18 protein-coding genes are annotated in these 18,612 nt (G+C 43.2%); 14 read left to right on the top strand and 4 right to left on the bottom strand.

Translation table 11 applies throughout. The features are described 5' to 3' along the window. Positions 1–17: 17 nt before the first annotated feature. Complete coding sequence (locus NSS65_RS17835) at positions 18–827, bottom strand: RsfA family transcriptional regulator (protein WP_144496431.1); 810 nt, start codon at positions 825–827, stop codon at positions 18–20. 242 nt (positions 828–1,069) lie between these two features. On the opposite strand from NSS65_RS17835, the gene NSS65_RS17830 reads away from it, so the two are divergent. The 4 genes from NSS65_RS17830 (at position 1,070) to NSS65_RS17815 (ending at position 4,331) form a co-directional block, all read left to right on the top strand. Further along, positions 1,070–1,291 carry a DUF1450 domain-containing protein gene (locus NSS65_RS17830; RefSeq protein WP_003215259.1) on the top strand — a complete coding sequence of 74 codons (222 nt, stop codon included), beginning with the start codon at positions 1,070–1,072 and terminating at the stop codon, positions 1,289–1,291. Positions 1,292–1,461: 170 nt separating this feature from the next. Next, on the top strand, positions 1,462–2,763 hold the full coding sequence (locus NSS65_RS17825) for an HD domain-containing protein (protein WP_007497716.1): 1,302 nt from the start codon (positions 1,462–1,464) through the stop codon (positions 2,761–2,763). A 30-nt stretch (positions 2,764–2,793) separates the two neighbouring features. After that, positions 2,794–3,294, top strand: coding sequence for a YwgA family protein (locus NSS65_RS17820; RefSeq protein ID WP_144496430.1), 501 nt, complete (start codon positions 2,794–2,796; stop codon positions 3,292–3,294). A gap of 224 nt (positions 3,295–3,518) precedes the next feature. Further along, a complete protein-coding gene (locus NSS65_RS17815; RefSeq protein ID WP_025093861.1) occupies positions 3,519–4,331 on the top strand; it encodes a zinc-dependent metalloprotease in 813 nt (270 codons plus the stop codon). A 50-nt stretch (positions 4,332–4,381) separates the two neighbouring features. On the opposite strand, the gene NSS65_RS17810 is transcribed toward NSS65_RS17815, so the two are convergent. After that, entirely contained in the window at positions 4,382–4,567 is a 186-nt protein-coding gene (locus NSS65_RS17810; RefSeq protein WP_003214939.1) for a 2-hydroxymuconate tautomerase, read from the bottom strand. Positions 4,568–4,680: 113 nt separating this feature from the next. Here NSS65_RS17810 and NSS65_RS17805 point away from each other — a divergent pair, with 113 nt between their 5' ends. Further along, complete coding sequence (locus tag NSS65_RS17805) at positions 4,681–5,337, top strand: site-2 protease family protein (protein ID WP_061110367.1); 657 nt, start codon at positions 4,681–4,683, stop codon at positions 5,335–5,337. A 12-nt stretch (positions 5,338–5,349) separates the two neighbouring features. Next, positions 5,350–5,868 carry a YwhD family protein gene (locus NSS65_RS17800; RefSeq protein ID WP_024423769.1) on the top strand — a complete coding sequence of 173 codons (519 nt, stop codon included), beginning with the start codon at positions 5,350–5,352 and terminating at the stop codon, positions 5,866–5,868. A gap of 124 nt (positions 5,869–5,992) precedes the next feature. Here NSS65_RS17800 and NSS65_RS17795 read toward each other — a convergent pair whose 3' ends face one another. Then, positions 5,993–8,062 carry a transglycosylase domain-containing protein gene (locus NSS65_RS17795; RefSeq protein WP_061110204.1) on the bottom strand — a complete coding sequence of 690 codons (2,070 nt, stop codon included), beginning with the start codon at positions 8,060–8,062 and terminating at the stop codon, positions 5,993–5,995. Positions 8,063–8,286: 224 nt separating this feature from the next. Between NSS65_RS17795 and speE the strand changes: the two genes are divergently transcribed. The 5 genes from speE to argS all read left to right on the top strand — a co-directional run bounded on the left by speE (position 8,287) and on the right by argS (position 12,702). Next, entirely contained in the window at positions 8,287–9,117 is an 831-nt protein-coding gene (gene speE, locus NSS65_RS17790; protein ID WP_025093862.1) for a spermidine synthase, read from the top strand. Positions 9,118–9,186: 69 nt separating this feature from the next. Continuing rightward, on the top strand, positions 9,187–10,059 hold the full coding sequence (speB, locus tag NSS65_RS17785) for an agmatinase (protein ID WP_061110203.1): 873 nt from the start codon (positions 9,187–9,189) through the stop codon (positions 10,057–10,059). 78 nt (positions 10,060–10,137) lie between these two features. Then, the gene (locus NSS65_RS17780; protein ID WP_061110202.1) at positions 10,138–10,485 is read left to right on the top strand and encodes a hypothetical protein; all 348 of its coding nucleotides are present in this window, start codon (positions 10,138–10,140) and stop codon (positions 10,483–10,485) included. Positions 10,486–10,609: 124 nt separating this feature from the next. Further along, on the top strand, positions 10,610–11,032 hold the full coding sequence (locus NSS65_RS17775) for a DUF1934 family protein (RefSeq protein WP_003215400.1): 423 nt from the start codon (positions 10,610–10,612) through the stop codon (positions 11,030–11,032). Continuing rightward, positions 11,029–12,702: an arginine--tRNA ligase gene (argS, locus tag NSS65_RS17770; protein WP_034281247.1), complete on the top strand. Its 1,674-nt coding sequence runs from the start codon at positions 11,029–11,031 to the stop codon at positions 12,700–12,702. The genes NSS65_RS17775 and argS overlap by 4 nt, the downstream gene beginning before the upstream one ends. A gap of 371 nt (positions 12,703–13,073) precedes the next feature. Here the strand turns inward: argS and NSS65_RS17765 are convergent, their stop codons facing one another. Then, positions 13,074–14,045, bottom strand: a complete 972-nt coding sequence (locus NSS65_RS17765; protein WP_061110201.1) for a S66 peptidase family protein — start codon at positions 14,043–14,045, stop codon at positions 13,074–13,076. Between the two features lie 152 nt (positions 14,046–14,197). Between NSS65_RS17765 and cls the strand changes: the two genes are divergently transcribed. From cls to NSS65_RS17750, 3 genes are all read left to right on the top strand, one after another. After that, positions 14,198–15,700: a cardiolipin synthase gene (gene cls, locus NSS65_RS17760; RefSeq protein WP_041115905.1), complete on the top strand. Its 1,503-nt coding sequence runs from the start codon at positions 14,198–14,200 to the stop codon at positions 15,698–15,700. Between the two features lie 105 nt (positions 15,701–15,805). Beyond that, positions 15,806–17,521 carry an ABC transporter ATP-binding protein gene (locus NSS65_RS17755; protein WP_041088614.1) on the top strand — a complete coding sequence of 572 codons (1,716 nt, stop codon included), beginning with the start codon at positions 15,806–15,808 and terminating at the stop codon, positions 17,519–17,521. A 72-nt stretch (positions 17,522–17,593) separates the two neighbouring features. Further along, the gene (locus tag NSS65_RS17750) at positions 17,594–18,592 is read left to right on the top strand and encodes a S66 peptidase family protein (protein ID WP_342467318.1); all 999 of its coding nucleotides are present in this window, start codon (positions 17,594–17,596) and stop codon (positions 18,590–18,592) included. The last annotated feature ends 20 nt before the right edge of the window (positions 18,593–18,612 follow it).

Genomic DNA, 18,612 nt, shown 5'->3' with positions numbered 1-18,612 from the left:
CGGGGAGCACTTTTTTGTTATTCTGCCATTTTTTCGAGGTTGCCGTTCCGGTCCATTTTAAAGGTTGGTGCGGCACTATCGTCCTCTTCAAACAAAACTAGTTTTCTTGCACGGTTCATGATTTTGACGAGTGTTTCATAATCTTCTTGAATCGTGAGCTGATCCTTTTCAATCTTTTTCACTTCAGCTTCTAGCTGCGAAACTTTATGAGAAAGCTCATTGTTTTCTCGTTTTAAGCGGCTGTTTTCCATACGTAAGGCAGTGGATTGCTGACCATCGCCTTCATAACGGCGTAAGAAATCAATGATATCGTCGATGGTTAATTCTTGATGCTGCCTAAATGGATTTGCTTCCGGTTTTTTCTCTGCGGTATGTGGGGCAGGAGAAGCCTGTGACAATAAATGTGATAAACTAGCTAACTCTTCATTGTAGCTTTGATCCACAAACTGAAGCTGTTCAGCAGTTTCAGCTGCTGGTGCAAATGTTTCTTCCTTTGCTGGCTCTAGTTCCTGTGAGAATTCCTCTTGAGTAACCGTTTCTTCTACTTGCGGCTGATAAAGTAATCGTTTTTTCGCTGGCTGGCCATTGCCAAGTGCGCGCATCCGTTGTTTTCGCTGTTTTTTGGCAAGTGCCAGCGCTTTTTCATATTGATGTCTGACGACAGCATTCCATCTAAATCCGCATGCCGCTGAGGTGCGGTTCAGCTTGTCTCCAACTTCTTCAAACGCATTTAGCTGCGTGCTGCCCTCTCTGACGTGACGTAAGACGGTTTCTGCCAGGAGGAGATCATTTTCCTCTGACCAAGCATCTTGTCTTTGTTTTGACATGTGTTTAAACCCCCATATGATTTGATGGTATTAGATTAGCCAAGTTCAAGAAGGTTTATACAAGTTTGCTAAAAGGATAGTGGAAAATACTAGCTTTTATGTAAGCACGGGATTGGGGCGGCAAAGCGTCTTGCAAGTCCAGCCGCTTCGATGTACAATGTTGGGTGGTATATTATTCACGATTGGCTGTCCAACTGTTTCATATAGAATGAAGTATCATCATTGAAAGGAAGCGTAAGACCATGGCTAATGAGTTTCGCGTATGTGACGATTGTGATGCGACGAACCTAAAGACGTTATTGCCTCGACTCAAATCGGTTGACCCTGATGCAAAAATTGAGATCGGCTGTCAATCCTATTGTGGTCCAGGACGAAAAAAGGCTTTTGCGTTTGTGAACAATCGCCCATTATCCGCACCAACAGAAGATGAATTACTTGAAAAGGTTCAAAAAAAAGTCAAATAAATGTCACTGAATGTGTTCAGTCGACCTAAAAAGAGGTCCGTCCCTGTCAGGTCGGGCTTTTTACGTCCAAGCAACTTCTGAGAACACATTCACCAGCAAATTCAAGGATGTTTTCGGGAAAAGTTACCCGATATAATAGAAACACGTCTTAAAAAAAGAGGGACGAAACGATGGCGTATCCAAAAGGGAAATTATCTGAGGAAAAGGTATTTAAAGATCCTGTACACCGTTATGTTCACGTAAGGGATGCATTAATATGGGATTTAATAGGAACAAGAGAGTTTCAGCGCCTGAGACGAATTAAACAGCTAGGAACTACTTATTTGACGTTTCATGGTGCAGAACACAGCCGATTCAATCATTCACTCGGTGTATACGAGATTGTGAGACGAATTGTGGATGATGTGTTTAAAGGGCGGCCTGAATGGGATGAAGGAGAGCGCGAGCTTGTACTTAGTGCTGCCTTGCTTCATGACCTCGGACATGGTCCATTTTCTCATTCCTTTGAAAAGGTCTTCCACTTAGACCATGAATCGTTTACAAGAGATATTATTTTAGGACAGACGGAAGTCAATGAAGTGCTCCGCCGGGTGAGTGATGATTTCCCGAAGCATGTGGCTGAAGTCATTGCCAAAACGTATCAAAACAAACAGGTGGTCAGTTTGATCTCAAGTCAAATTGATGCCGACCGAATGGACTATTTGCAGCGTGATGCTTACTATACAGGCGTCAGCTACGGCCACTTTGATATGGAACGTATTTTACGTGTGATGCGCCCGAGAGAAGATCAGATTGTGATGAAGCAGAGCGGGATGCATGCGGTTGAAGATTATATTATGAGCCGCTATCAAATGTACTGGCAAGTCTATTTCCACCCAGTGACACGCAGTGCGGAAGTCATTTTAACGAAAATCCTTCATCGGGCAAAAGAGCTGCATGAAACGGGTTATATTTTTACACATGCCCCTGTTCACTTTTATTCAATCTTTGAGGGGAATGTCACCACAGAGGACTATATTAAGCTGGATGAATCCATTGTCTTATTTTATTTTCAGGCGTGGGAAGATGAAGAAGATCACGTGCTGGCTGATTTGTGCCGCCGTTTTATGAACCGCCGATTGTTCCAATATACAGAGTTTAATCCAAATGAAGAAATGACGAAATATTTCAAGCTGACTGCCTTGTTCAAGGAGGCAGGAATTGATCCTGACTATTATTTAGTGGTCGATTCTTCCTCTGACTTGCCCTATGACTTCTACAGACCAGGGGAGGAAGAAGAGAGGCTGCCAATCCACCTTTTGACGCAAAGCGGTCATATTAAAGAACTGTCGAGACAGTCAGATATTGTTGACGCCATTTCCGGTAAACGAAGAACCGATCATAAACTTTATTTCCCAATGGACTTAATTGTAGATATGTCGGAAAAAGCTGAAGAAAAGAAGGCGATCATGAAGCTGCTTGGTTTGGGATAAGGAAGTACTGAAAAAGGAGATGTCGGGAATTTGTTGAAAGAGCATGCAAAGTTGATGAAGGTATTCTCTGAATCAGGGGAAATCGTTGGACGGAAGAAGCTGCAAAAGATGATTTACATAGCAAAAAAGCTAGATTTGCCTTTTTACGAGAAATACGATTTTCATTTTTATGGCCCCTATTCAGAGGAGTTGACGCTCAGAATTGAAGAGCTGTGCAACCTTGGATTCTTGGACGAAATGAAGGAAAAAAAGGGCGGATACTATCAATATCGCTATTCGCTGACGGACAATGGGAAAGAGTTTCTCGATCAGTGTGAAGTGGACATGCCTGACCTCAAAGCGCTGACGCAGCAGATGAACGAGCAATCATCCCGTTTCCTAGAGCTTGTCTCAACGATTTTATATTTTGATGACCTGCCAGAAGAGGAGGTAAAGGAAAAGGTCTTTACCATTAAAAGCAAGCAGCGCTATACGGACGAAGAATTTGAGGCGGCCCTTGCTTATATTGATCAGTTGAAGGAATTGAACTAGTTGAACAAAAGCCCGACTTTTAGGGCTTTTTTTGTTTGGTAAGACCCAGACCAAAAGCGCTATTTTTCGATGAAATGTGTGTCAAAATATCCGAAAAATTAGTGAAAATGACGTAATTCGACTTTTTTCCTGTGCATCTAATTCCCTGTTTTTGACTGAATAGAAGGAAAATGGTGAATTTTCAGTGAATATATAACCTTGTGAAAAATAAAGGAGGGATAGGAATGAAAAAGCGTTCAGTCTTTTTGTCATTTTTATTGGTAGGTAGTTTGTTACCGGGGGTAAGTTCAGCTTCAGCACCAGTAGCGAGTGCAGGTCATGGGCATGATCATGGTCATGCGCCGTTCGAAACCCATATTAGTGAGGGGCTGCCAAAAGCAAAAGATTTTAAAGATTTGAAGACAGCACCTCCAATTGAACGAGATGTGACAACAAAGGTATTAGATGAGTCTGGTAAGCAGGTAGGCTCGAGAACCTTTAAGGCCAATACAGGAGATTCAATTTCAACAAAAGCAAGTACAGGCAGTCAGAAGGTCACTGTCTATGCGGTCGCTGATGCGCAGTATCGTGCGAAATATAGTGACTGGCAAACACGGATTGTCAGCATCATCGAGCAAGCAGATGTCACGTTTAACCGTGATCATGATGTGGACTTTGTCGTACAAGCAGTAGGATCTTGGACGTCTTCGGGATCAAATGCAGAGCAAATTCTGTCTAACCTTGCGCGAAGCTTTGATGGCAGAGGATATGACTTTGTCACTGGATTTACAGCAAATCCAAACTTTGATGCTGGCGGAATTGCTTATGTCTACAATAGTGCACCAAGCGGAAGTGCATTCGCCGTTAACCTTGATCAAGGAACAGCGAACACTGCAAAAGCGGCTACGCATGAATACGGCCATAACTTTGGCTTACCGCACGACCCTCAAGGAAGCGGCATTGTCTGCTTAATGAACTATGATTATTCTTACACAGTCGATTTCTTCGATGCGGCCCATAAAAATCAAGTGAACCGTAATAAAGCGTGGTACAGATAAGAATGCAGACAAAAGGACAGACACATTGAGTGTTTGTCCTTTTTATATGCTTACAGATCGCTCATTCGCTTTCCTGCTACGGCATAGTGTTCCTTTTTCATTTCTTCAATAATAACAGAGACTTTTTCTGCCCCTGCGCCTGTTGTTTCAACAACGGCATCAGTGACTTTCTCCACAAGAGCTCTTTTCTGCTCATCTGTTCTTCCTTCAAGCATTTGAACGGTGACAATCGGCATGGCGAAAACCTCCTTTTTCCTTTAATGCTACGCTTCCCTTTAGTTTAAGGGACTTCTTATAGTATACTGAATGAAGTAAATCATTGTATAGAAAGAAAGAGGGATTCTTGCCTTTGAACCAATTTCTTGTTTATCCATTAGAACTTATTCCATATGTTGCCATTACGCTTGTTGTTGCATTTACGATGCACGAGCTGGCGCATGCATATGTTGCGTACCGATTCGGAGACCCGACGGCTAAGAATCAAGGGAGACTGACGCTCAATCCCCTGAAGCATCTCGATGTATTCGGGACGATTTTGATCTTTGTGGCCGGGTTTGGCTGGGCGAGACCTGTACCGGTCAATCGTTACCATTTTAAAAAACCGCGCTTAGCAGGGATTTGTGTCTCCATTGCTGGGCCATTAAGTAACTTGGTGCTGGCGTTTTTGGGCTTTTTTGTGTATGTGCTTCTTCAGAAGTTTGGCGGGGAATGGATCATGCGCTTTGAGCCGGGAGTCGATTATTTCTTCCAGATCTTTATTAACTTAAACGTCATCTTGTTCCTATTTAACTTATTACCACTTCCGCCGCTGGATGGGTATCGTATTATTGAGGACGTCGTCAGCCCTAGGGTTCGGGCGAAAATGACGCAATTTGAACAATATGGGATCATTATTTTTCTCATATTCGTGATCACACCACTGGGACAGTTTGTGTTTGGTCCATTGATCGGAATGCGGGATCAAATCATATACTGGTTTAATCTTATTTTGAAGCCGCTGCTTTAGGAGGTTTAAAGAATGGAAGGTAAAAAGAAGAAACCAATTGGTTTTAACATCATTAAAAAAACAGATGCGACCGACGGACATGGAGGCTTTGGGGCAGGCGCCCTCAGCCTTGATAATATCTCGCCAGTCATCATTGATGTAGAAGAAAAGGAAGCTGTCATTGATATTGGTGCCATGCATGCAAGAAGTGCCGTCGAAAAAGGAATTAAATTTTTGAAAACAAAAGAAGAGGTGCCGAACGGAAAGCCGTATTGGCTCGTATGGGTGACGATTGACCGCAGAGAAGAAGGGCCTTATTATGCAGGTGTGACGGCTTGTGAAATGACCGTTGACCGTTCGATCCGCCGCGGGTATAAGTCACTTCCAGAGCATGTGAATTTAATGGATAAATCGATGAAGCGAAAAATTGTCGTTAGTCATATGGATGACGTATCCAAAAAGGTGCTGGCTGATTTCTTAAAAGGTCATAATCAAGCGCTATGGGACGCATCAACAGATGAATTAAAAGAAGGGTTGGCTGTCCCTGAATAATTGTGAAATTTTTGTGAAGATTGACGGATGGCTACCAATTCTCTCCGGTTTTTGAGTAAACTGGTGTTAAAGCTAGGACATGGAGAATCCCGAGATGAAGGTCTCGGGGTTTTTCATGTCTTTTTTAACGTTTCAGCCACTTTTCCCACCATTTCTTTGGCTTTTGATCTTGAACTGGTTCATGCTCAGAGGCCTTGTCCTCAGCACCATAGCAGACACCTGTCGGCTCCGTACCTTCTATAAAATAGGTGAATACCTTTGATTCACATCCTGGACCTGCGAGGTCGCCGGTTTTTGGATTGATATATACCCCTTTGACACCGTCAGGCGGCATGAAGGAGGAGGCTGGCTGCTTTGAGAGAGCTGATTCCATAAAGGAAGCCCATATTTTTTTCGCATAGGCCGTTTCTTCGACTGAGTCAATGGTGCGGCCTTTATCATAGCCTGTCCATACACCTGTGACGAGCTGGGGAGAGAAGCCGATCATCCAGCTGTCGGCGCCTGTAGTCCCAGACTTTCCTCCGTATGTTCGTGTAAGGTCCTTTATAATGGTGCGGCCAGTGACACTTGTATAGCCGTTTAATTGATCATTGAACATGCCTGACATCATGTCGGTGGTGACAAATGCTGCTTTTTCATCTAGGATTTGTTCTCGTTTTTGTTTCTCTTCAAAAAGCACATTGCCTTTTGCGTCGGTTACTTTCGTAATAAAGGTTGGTTTGACGCGTTTTCCGCCATTGACCAGCATGGCGTATGCATTGGTCATTTCAATGGGTTTCACAGGAGACGTGCCCAGGGCAAGAGAGGGTACTTGATCTAGTTTCTCCTTGATTCCAAATGTCTTGCCAGCACGTACAAGCTGTTCCATTCCTAAAAATAGATGGGTCTTTACTGCGTAAATATTATCAGACAGCGCTAAAGCTTGAAGCATTGTAATGCCGTCATTGGCGTAATAGCCGTGATAATTGCTTGGTGAATAAGCGGCATCGCTGCCTTGATCATCCAGTTCAAACACCGTTTCCTCACTCCGCATGACGGTTGCGGGTGTAAACCCGTTTTGCAAGGCAATGTAATAGAGAAGGGGTTTCATGGTTGAACCGGGCTGCCTTTTTGCTTGTGTCACCCGATTGAATGGACTTTTCTCATAATCTCTCCCGCCTATGAGGGCAAGTACATGCCCTGTTTGGGGATGGATGGCGGCAAAGCCGATTTGGATTTCTGATTTGGAATTCATCTCGTTTTTTAGTGTCTTTTCTGCGATTTTCTGTAATTCTGGATTGAGAGTCGTTTGGATATGAAGCCCATAGGTTTCAATCTGTTCCTCAGTTAACCCCAAACTTTGTTTCAACTCTCGAATCACATCGTCATAAAAATACGGGGCTTGCTTTGCTTGCAGCTGCTTCTCTTGCAAAGGGCGATAGGACAGTTTTTCTTTCGCAGCATTATCGGCTGCTTTTTTCGTAATCATGCCATCCTCGTGCATTTGTCTCAGAATCATATTCTTTCTTGCGCTGGCTTTCTCCTCATTCACATAAGGGGAATAGAGAGAAGGCCCCTTTGGGATACCGGCAAGCAGGGCAGATTCAGCGAGGGTTAAGTTCTTTGCTTTTTTCCCGAAATACAGACGGGACGCTGCTTCCACACCGTACGCTCCGTGACCATAATAAATGGTGTTCAAGTATCCTTCTAAAATCTCATCTTTTGTATAGTTTTGTTCTAAACGAATCGTGTAAAAGGCTTCATTCCACTTCCGTTTCCACGTTTTATCATGATCTAAATAAAGGTTTCGTGCATATTGCTGGGTGATCGTGCTGGCACCTTGCACCTTAGCCATGGCACGAATATCGGCCACCGCAGCACCTGCCATCCGTTTCACATCAAAGCCATGATGCTCATAAAAGGTTTTATCTTCAACAGCGACAACTGCCTGTCTGATATGAGGAGACATCTCCTTTAATGGCACCCAATATCTCTTTTCTCCAAAGCTGGATTCTCCAAGCTTTGAGCCATCGGCTGCATAAATGGTCGTGGATTGGGGAACTTGAACAGAAGGGGCACCTTGCCATTTAGCTATTAATAGAATCGTCAAAAAGACGGTACCTGCAAATAGAAAAGCGAGCAAGCCGATAAAAAAACAGGCTCGAATCGTTTTCACGGTCATGCGGATTTTTTTATTACTCATGATTGTGTCCATGCAAAGCCCCCATTTTGACGGTTTTTTATCAGTATGGAACAAAGAAAACCGTTTTAAACAAGCGATTGCTGGAGCGCTTTAAAAAATGAAGAGAACTCATGCGGTTCTTTACAATTTGATATGAATCCACTATACTTTTTTCTTGGACAATCGATATAGTCAAAGCCGATAAAAGGCGCTAACAATAGATGTTTGTTTATTATTGGATGAGAGGAAGATGAACAATGAGCGAACTTTGGTATACAGAGAAGCAAACGAAGAATTTTGGTATTACATTGAAGGTGAACAAAACCCTTCACACAGAACAAACAGACTTTCAGCATTTAGAAATGGTAGAAACAGAAGAGTTTGGCAATATGCTGTTTTTAGACGGCATGGTGATGACGTCTGAGAAAGATGAGTTTGTATACCACGAAATGGTGGCACATGTTCCTCTTTTCACTCATCCAAACCCGGAAAATGTTCTTGTTGTAGGTGGAGGAGACGGCGGTGTCATTCGTGAGATCCTCAAACACCCAAGTGTGAAAAAAGCGACACTTGTTGATATTGACGGAAAGGTCATCGAATACTCGAAGAAATTCCTTCCTTCTATCGCTGGGAAACTAGACGATCCTCGTGTAGATGTGAAAGTAGGAGACGGTTTTATGCACATTGCTGAAGCTGACAACGAGTATGATGTCATCATGGTTGACTCTACTGAGCCAGTTGGACCAGCTGTGAACCTGTTCTCTAAAGGATTTTACGCAGGAATCGCAAAAGCACTGAAAGAAGACGGTATTTTCGTTGCACAAACGGACAACCCTTGGTTCACACCTGAGCTGATTACAAATGTACAGCGTGATGTAAAAGAAATTTTCCCAATTACGAAGCTTTACACAGCGAATATTCCAACGTATCCAAGCGGTCTTTGGACATTCACCATCGGTTCTAAAAAATATGATCCACTTGCTGTAGAAGACAGCCGTTTCTTTGATATTGAGACGAAATATTACACAAAAGAATTGCACAAAGCGGCATTCGTTCTGCCGAAATTTGTGAGCGACTTAATCAAATAAATCAAGCGAAATGGACATGCGCAAATGACGGTTTGCGCATTTTTTGAAGCGTAAAAGGAGGAATCTTGCATGAGATTCGATGAGGCTTATTCAGGAAAAGTGTTTATTGGAAGTCATCCGACATGGGAAGATGCAAAGGTCATTTTATACGGCATGCCGATGGACTGGACAGTCAGCTACCGCCCAGGTTCACGTTTCGGTCCGAACCGCATTCGTGAAGTATCGATCGGTTTAGAGGAATACAGCCCTTATTTAGATCGTGAACTGCACGAGGTGCCATTCTTTGATGCGGGTGACATCCCACTTCCTTTTGGGAATGCACAAAAGAGCTTAGATTTAATTGAAGAGTATGTCGACAGCATTTTAGAAAAAGGAAAGTTTCCATTAGGAATGGGCGGCGAGCATCTCGTGTCTTGGCCGGTTTTCCGTGCGATGTATAAGAAATACCCTGATTTGGCCATCATCCATATGGACGCACATACGGATCTTCGTGAGGAATATGAGGGGGAGCCGCTTTCACATTCAACACCGATTCGTAAAGCTGCAGGACTGATTGGAGCTGAAAATGTATTCTCTTTCGGCATCCGTTCTGGAATGAAAGAAGAATTTGAATGGGCAAAAGAAGCGGGTATGCACATTTCTAAATTTGAAGTGCTGGAGCCATTGAAGCAAGTATTGCCAAAGCTAAAAGGGCGTCCAGTGTATGTGACGATCGACATTGATGTACTTGATCCAGCTCATGCACCTGGTACAGGAACGGTAGATGCTGGCGGTATTACATCAAAAGAGCTGCTTGCATCCATTCATGCAATTGCAGGATCTGACGTCCAAGTCGTCGGGGCTGACCTTGTCGAGGTAGCACCTGTATATGATCATTCAGACCAAACAGCGAATACAGCGAGTAAGCTTTTACGCGAAATGCTGCTTGGGTTTGTGAAATAATCAGTTGATAGAGGAGCTTGTCATCTCATATGGACAAGCTCTTTTTTTACATTGGTCAAAAAATAAAGGAGGCAGTTCATGTTTTCGTCCATATTGATGGTGTTCCTCGCTTTATGTGTGTTAGGGGCAGGCTTTCTCACACTGAAACGAGAGCTCGCAGCTGATCCGCCTGTTTTTGCTTCGAAAAAGGAAGCAAAGGAAGAGATGCTGGGGCTGTTTCACGATCGAGGCTTTTTCTATCAGACGGCCATTGCGTTATTCATGCATGTGATATTTAAAAAGGATCAAATCGCACCATTTGATTTTTTTCAGGCATTTTTGGCAAGTTCAGGCATACAGGCTCTTTTTTACTTAATGAAAAGAAAAGACTTAGGCGTAAAGGCTGGACTTGTCATATTGGTCAGTTGTATTTTTCTTTTTTTCTAAAGGGAAGGCTGAAGATGAAAAACGAAGTTTAATCGCCATGAAGAAGAGAAATGATGGTATGATAGGCGATCGTGAATATGGTATACTATTTTAGTTAAACGGGTCTTAGCAAAGGAAGTGCAAAATGACACAAAACCAAATTTCAATTCATGTAAAGTCAGTGATGAAACCAGAGACGGAGCCGGCTGAAACGATCGAATTCCGCACGACTGGAACGTACCAAGAGAAGAATGACAAAACGTATCTCACTTACCATGAAGAACATGAAATGGGTCAAGTAAAAACCGTTGTGAAAATGAGTGAAAAAGAAATTTTTGTGATGAGATCAGGGGCTATTCAAATGAAGCAGCGCTTTCTCATTGGAGAAACAACCGTCACACATTACACGATGCCATTCGGTACACTTCAGCTAGATGTGCACACACATGGTATTGATCTCGATGTGGACAAGGGGCTGCTGCACATTACGTACGATATGCTGACAGGAGAAGATCAAAAGCATTTACATACATTATCGATTTCGTATAAGGAGGATTTACGTTCATGAATATCGCAGAACAGGTCAAAGATGCGTTAAAAGAAGAAATCATAGCGGCAGTCGTCAAAGCAGGACTTGCCGATGAAAGCCAGGTGCCAGATGTCCTTTTAGAAGTGCCGAAAGACAAAACTCACGGTGATTACTCGACCAACATGGCGATGCAGCTTGCCCGCATTGCGAAAAAAGCACCTCGTCAAATCGCAGAAGACATCGTCAATGCGTTTGATAAAGGGAAAGCTTCCATTGAAAAACTGGATATCGCAGGTCCAGGGTTCATTAACTTTTATATGAACAATCAGTATTTAACAAAACTCATTCCAGCTGTTCTTGAGGCAAAAGAAGCTTATGGCGAAACGAATACAGGCGGCGGTCAAAAGGTGCAAGTCGAATTCGTCTCAGCCAACCCAACAGGTGACCTTCACCTTGGACATGCCCGCGGAGCAGCTGTAGGAGATTCCCTTTGCAACATCCTTGATAAAGCAGGGTTCGATGTGAGCCGTGAATACTATATCAACGATGCTGGGAATCAAATCAATAACCTCGCTTTATCTGTAGAAGTACGTTATTTTGAGGCACTCGGTCTTGAAAAAGAAATGCCTGAAGACGGCTACAGAGGAGAAGACATCAAAGGCATCGGACAAAAGCTTGCGGATGAATTTGGGGACCGTTTTGTTCATGAACCGGAAGAAGAGCGTATGAAGTTCTTCCGTGAATACGGCTTGAAATACGAATTAGAGAAATTACGTGTAGACCTTGAGAATTTCCGTGTGCCATTTGATGTATGGTATTCAGAAACCTCTTTATATGAAAATGGAAAAATCGAACCAGCGCTGGAGACACTTCGCGCTAAAGGCTATGTTTTTGAAGAAGACGGCGCAACGTGGCTGCGTTCAACTGATTTTGGCGATGACAAGGACCGTGTGCTGATTAAAAAGGACGGCAGCTTCACTTACCTGCTTCCAGACATCGCATATCATAAAGACAAATTGGACAGAGGCTTTGACCAGCTCATTAACATTTGGGGAGCGGACCATCACGGCTATATCCCTCGAATGAAAGCGGCGATTCAAGCACTTGGATATCCAGCTGACAAGCTTGAAGTCGAAATCATTCAGCTTGTTCACCTTTACAAAAACGGTGAAAAGATGAAGATGAGTAAGCGTACAGGAAAAGCCGTCACAATGCGTGACTTGATTGAAGAAGTCGGCTTAGATGCGACTCGTTATTTCTTTGCGATGAGAAGTGCGGCGACACATATGGACTTTGACCTAGACTTAGCGATTTCTACGTCTAACGAAAACCCTGTGTACTATGCACAATATGCGCATGCGAGAATTTGCAGCATGCTGCGTCAAGGTGAAGAAAAAGGCTATGAACCGAACCTTGAAAAAGCCGATTTCTCTCACATTCAATCGGAAAAAGAATACGATCTTCTGAAAATCATTGGCAGCTTCCCAGAAGTTGTAGCAGAAGCAGCTGAAAAGCGAATTCCGCACCGCGTGACGAACTATATTTATGACCTTGCATCAGCCCTTCACAGCTTCTACAATGCCGAGAAGGTCATTGACGCAGAAAACGAAACAAAAACAACAGCACGTCTTTCACTCATGAAAGCAACACAAATCACGCTTGCGAATGCATTAAAACTAATTGGTGTATCGGCTCCGGAAAAGATGTAATGAAATAAAAGAAAGCCCCACTCTATTGAATGAGTGGGGTTTTTTGGTATAAAAAACCCGCTATCCTTAAGAGATAGCGGGTTTTGAAAATTATCCAAGCGTATTAATTATGTTAGAAATAGAATCGAATAATTGGCTAAGTACATCAGAGAACATAGAGTGTGTCTCCCTTCGGCAAGCATGTAGTATGTGTGTGTCAAATGGAATTATCCAAGCGTATTAATTATGTTAGAAATAGAATCGAATAATTGGCTTAGAACATCAGAAAACATATTTTTGCCTCCTCTCTTTTCTTTTACATCTACTTAACGAAGGGGATGGAGGGTTGGATAGAAAAAAGCACCGCCTATTCGGGTGCTTTTTGCCTTTCGTTATGAATGAATGCGCAGCTTTACGTCTCCATTTGTACACGCTAGTTGAACGTTTCCACCAATCGGTAAAGTGAAGACTGGCTGTGTATGTCCGATATCGACATCATAAATCACAGGGATGTGTTTGAGCATTGGATGTTTATCTAAAATGAATCTTAAATGTTCCTCTGTCATCTTGGATTTTTTCTGAAAGCGTCCGATGATCAACCCTTTGATTGATTGTGCATGCTGCAGGAGGGAGGTAAGGTCTCTGGCGAACATTTCAGGGAACACCAGCTCATCATCTTCCACAAATAAGATCGCATCCTTTACATTCGGCATAAACGATGTCCCTTGCAGTAAGTTCAGTGTACAAAGGTTTCCGCCAAACAAGGTGCCTTCAGCTGTTCCTTCCTGATATATGTTCCATTTCGTCGGATGAAACTGCCTGTTCGCTTGATCGAGATACCACGCGTCATCACTCCATTTTGTCGAAGGAATCACATCAAACGGTTCGTTGCCGTTCATCAAGCAAGCTTGAAACATAGCGGTCTGCTCCTCCTGTCCCTGCTCCATTTGAAAGCTTGAGAAATGGGGGCCAGAATATGTCACAATATCACATTTCGCTGTAATGGCGTTTGCAAGTGCAGTGATATCACTATAGCCGCAAAGGACTTTAGGATGCTGTCGGATCAAATCGTAATCAATATAAGGCAAAAGCTCATTGCAGTTAAAGCCTCCGATGGCTGTCAAAATACCATCGACCTCATCATCTGTGAACGCCTCATGCAGATCAGACAAGCGGTGTTCAATAGACGATGAGGAATGAAGGTCACATTCAAAGACGTGCTGTCCAAAAGAGACAGTGAACCCTAAAGACTCCAGACGTTTTTTCGCTTGAGAAATTCCTTCTTTTGATAAAATGCTGGCACTTCGGCTTGGGGCAATGACCCGAATATGGCTGCCTTTTTTTAAAGGTGGGGGTGTATGCATAAACAAATCTTCCTTTCCATCACGTATTTCTCCATTATATCGGATCAAATAGCGTCAGTCTGTAAAGGCTAGGAGAAAGGAAGGGGTCGTGCGTTTCATACAAGCTGTACAAAGGGTATGGAAGAGAAAAAGACAGAATGAGGGCGGAGAATGTGAAAAAGAGAAGACTGGAATTTTTATTTTTATATTTTATGATATTCGGGGCATATGTGGTGTATTGGTGGACTGTGCCGGCGTGGAGCGTTCAGCTGTACGCAGCGATTTATATCGCCATTATTTTATTTAGTATCATCTCACTCATGCTGGAGAACCGTACATCACAGCACACGCTGTTATGGATATATGTGCTGATTTTTTTCCCGATCATTGGCTATATGTTCTATCTGTTCTCAGGGCAGCTCTATGTAAAGGGGCATTTATTCAAATCAAAGAGAATGTATAACCGCGAGAAATTACGCAGAATCTCTGAGCTTGAGAGTAAGCCGAATGAGTCACGTTTAACCGATAATCAGCGTGCTTTTTTTCATTACACAGAAAAAGCAACAGGCATGCATGTGAACACAAATAGTGATATGGAGATTTTAAAGAATGGGGAGGAGACGTTCCCCAGAATTTTTGAAGAGTTAAAAAAGGCAAAATCGTTCATTCATATTGAATATTACATGTTCAAATCCGATTTCCTCGGCCACCGGATGATGGAGATTTTGATTGAAAAAGTGAAAGAAGGGGTAGAGGTCCGTTTCATATATGATGCGGCAGGCAGCATCCGCTTCTCCCGAAAAGATATTAAACGCTTGAAGCAGGCAGGGGTCAAGGTCGCTCCTTTTTTACCTTTAAAATATGGATTCTTTAATCAAAAATTCAATTTTCGAAATCACCGGAAAATCGTCATTATTGATGGAGAGACAGGGTTTGTCGGCGGGTTAAATGTCGGCAAGGAATACGTAGGACGGGATGAAAAGATCGGCTTTTGGCGTGATACGCATGCCATGTTAAAGGGTGAGGCTGTTCAGACCCTTCACTCCGTTTTTATGCTGGACTGGGAGTATGTATCAGATGAAGTATTAATTGATGATCCGAGGTATCATACGCCGCATTCTGTGACAGGCGAGGATGTCATTCAGGTTGTACCAACTGGACCTGATATGAAAGAAAGTATGAGTGATTTATATGATGCCCTCATTTCTAATGCGAAACAATTTGTCTGGATTGCCACACCTTACTTTGTACCAAACGAATCGATTCGCACTGCGCTCAAAATCGCTGCCACAAGAGGGGTGGATGTGCGGGTGATGGTTCCAGAGATCAATGACGGATTTCTCACACAATACGCCACACGATCCTATTTTTCTGAGCTTCTAAAAGAGGGCATCAAGGTGTATCACTATCAGAAAGGATTCATGCATCAAAAGGTGATGATCGCAGATGGAGAACTCGCCTCTGTCGGTACCGCGAATGTCGATATGAGAAGCTTTCAGCTCAATTTTGAGGTCAATGTCTTTACAGCTGCGAAAAAGCCAATTGAGCAATTGATGGCCCACTATGAGGAAGATATGAAGGAATGTGAGCAAATGGGCCCTGTTCATTTTTATAAAAGAGGCTTAAAAGAGCGTTTGAAGGAATCATTTGCCCGGTTGTTTTCTGGCGTATTATGAGGATTTCCAGCCAAAGAAATCATTTCCTGATCTAGTATTTTGAAGAGGATTCCTCTATAATTGAAAATGATTATCAATTATAGAGGAAATGAGGTTCTTTTACATATGCTAAAACGCTTTTTCGCCTATTACAGGCCCTATCGCGGTCTGTTCTTTTTAGATTTCTTTTGCGCTGTCGCAGTTGGATTGATGGAACTTGGTTTCCCGCTGATCGTGAACTACTTCATTGATACATTATTACCGACAGGGAACTGGACGGTCATTGCCTGGACCGCACTTGCTCTGTTTATCATTTATGCACTCAGCTCGGTTATGCAGTTTATTGTGTCGTACTGGGGGCACATGCTTGGCATCAATATTGAAACAGATATGAGGAAGAAGCTGTTTGATCATTTTCAGCGTCTCTCATTTAAGTTCTTTGATAACAACAAAACGGGTAAGCTTATGTCTCGAATGACAAATGACCTCATGTACATTGGTGAGGTGGCTCATCACGGACCTGAGGATTTGTTTATTGCAATTATGACGATTCTTGGCGCCTTTGCTGTCATGCTGATGATTAACTGGCAGCTTGCTATCTTAACCTTCTTGATCATGCCTGTCATCATTTGGCTTGCCCTTCATTTTAATAAGAAGATGACACAGGCGATTACACAGCTGAACAATGACATTGGAGACTTTCATGCAAGGGTTGAAAACAATATTGGCGGCATTCGTCTTGTTCAAGCTTTTGCCAACGAACATTTCGAGAAAAAGCGTTTTGCAGAAAACAACAACCGCTTTCGGAAAGCGAAGCTTCTTTCATATAAAATCATGTCGGTGAACGGCTCAATCAGTTACATTCTTACACGTCTTGTGACACTGTTTGTCCTTCTGGCAGGGACATGGTTTGTTCTGCAGGGGCAATTAACGGCAGGTGGATTTATCGCATTTGTTCTCATTACAAATGTCTTATTCAGACCGATTGATAAAATCAACACAGTGATTGAAATGTATCCAAAAGGAATTGCGGGCTTTAAAAGCTATGTCGACTTACTTGAAACAGAGCCAGATGTAAAGGATACAGAGGGAGCTCGTGATGTATTCGGACTGAAAGGTGAAATTGAATATCGAAACGTGACATTCGGCTACGATGAGCACAGCCATGTGTTAAAGGACATCGATTTGAAGATCAAACAAGGAGAAACTGTTGCGTTTGTCGGGCCTTCAGGAGCCGGGAAATCGACGATTTGCAGTTTGCTGCCACGTTTTTATGATGTGGATGAAGGGGAGATTACAATTGATGGTGTAAGTACAAAATCGATGACCCTGTCTTCTTTAAGACAGCAGATCGGCATTGTGCAGCAGGATGTCTTTTTATTCTCAGGCACCATTCGAGAAAACATTGCGTACGGCAACCTAGAAGCCAGCGATGCAGAGATTTGGGAGGCTGTACGTCGTGCGCATTTAGAGGAACTCGTCCAGCGTTTCCCAGAAGGATTAAATACAGTCATAGGCGAGCGCGGCGTCAAACTGTCAGGCGGCCAAAAGCAGCGCCTGTCGATTGCGCGGATGTTCCTAAAAAATCCTTCGATTCTTATTTTAGATGAAGCCACATCAGCACTTGATACAGAAACAGAAAAAGCTATACAGGATGCACTGAGCGAACTGGCTGTCGGAAGGACAACACTCGTCATTGCCCACCGCCTGGCAACAATTAAACACGCCGATCGTATCATCGTCGTGACAGAGGAAGGCATCCAAGAACAAGGCCGCCACCAAGACCTTATTCAAATGGGAGGCGTGTACAGCAGACTGCATGAAGCGCAGTTTGGTCATTGAAGAGAAAGCCCTTTTGATAAAGGGCTTTTTTTGTTAGGATAGAAAAAACGTTTGTAGGAAGGATCTGATGGAATGAAGGGGCTTCGGCGATTACAAAAGGGCGATAAGATCGGTATTTTTTCACCTTCCAGTCCTGCATCAGCGACCTCGCCTCTTAGGTATGAGCGGGCGAAGAAGTGGCTTGAGCAAAAAGGATTCATTGTGGTACCAGGATCATTAACAGGGAAAGAGGATCACTACCGTTCAGGTACAATTCAAGAACGAGCAGATGAGCTGAATGAGCTGATGGCTAGAGAGGACTTGGCGTTCATCATGTCAATGATTGGCGGGACGAATTCAAATAGTTTGCTGCCTTATCTTGATTTTGACCTGCTGAAACAACATCCGAAAATCATGATTGGTTATTCAGATGCGACAGCGATTCTTTTAGCGGCCTACGAAAAAACGGGACTGCCTGTCTTCTACGGACCGGCGCTTGTTCCTTCTTTTGGCGAGTTTGAACCGTTTGTCACTTATACATATCAGTCGTTTGAGGGCATCCTGATGTCCCATCAAACCATTCCTTATCAGATTGAAAAACCGCCTTTTTGGACAGATGAACGAATCAATTGGGAAGAAAAGACGGGTGATAAAAAGCAGCGTCCAGATGATTGGCTGTGCGTCATAGAGGGACAAGCAGAAGGCAAATTGATCGGCGGGAACTTGAATGCGATGTACGGCATATGGGGAAGTGAGTTCATGCCAGCCATCCAAAACGGAGACATCCTTCTCATTGAAGATTGTATGAAAACCGCGTCGGTTGTTGAAAAGAACTTCTCTTTATTGAAAGTAAATGGCGTGTTTGAACGGGTTTCTGGGATTCTTTTAGGAAAACATGAGCTGTTTGATGATGAAGGGACGGGCAAAGAGCCTTATGAGATTTTACTTGAGGTACTCGGAGAGACAAAAAGACCACTCATCGCTGATTTTGACTGTGCTCATACGCACCCAATGCTTACGATGCCAATCGGGGCACAAGTGAAAATGGATGCATCCTCCAAACAAGTTTGGTTAACAAAAGAGTGGATATAGCAAAAGAGCAGCCCGCGGCT

The sequence above is a fragment of the Bacillus sp. FSL K6-1006 genome, from assembly GCF_038593175.1.
GTDB classification, from domain to species: Bacteria; Bacillota; Bacilli; order Bacillales; family Bacillaceae; genus Bacillus; species Bacillus safensis.
The sequence above is the reverse complement of the archived record's forward strand: the minus strand, read 5'-3'. Positions and strand labels throughout refer to the sequence as shown.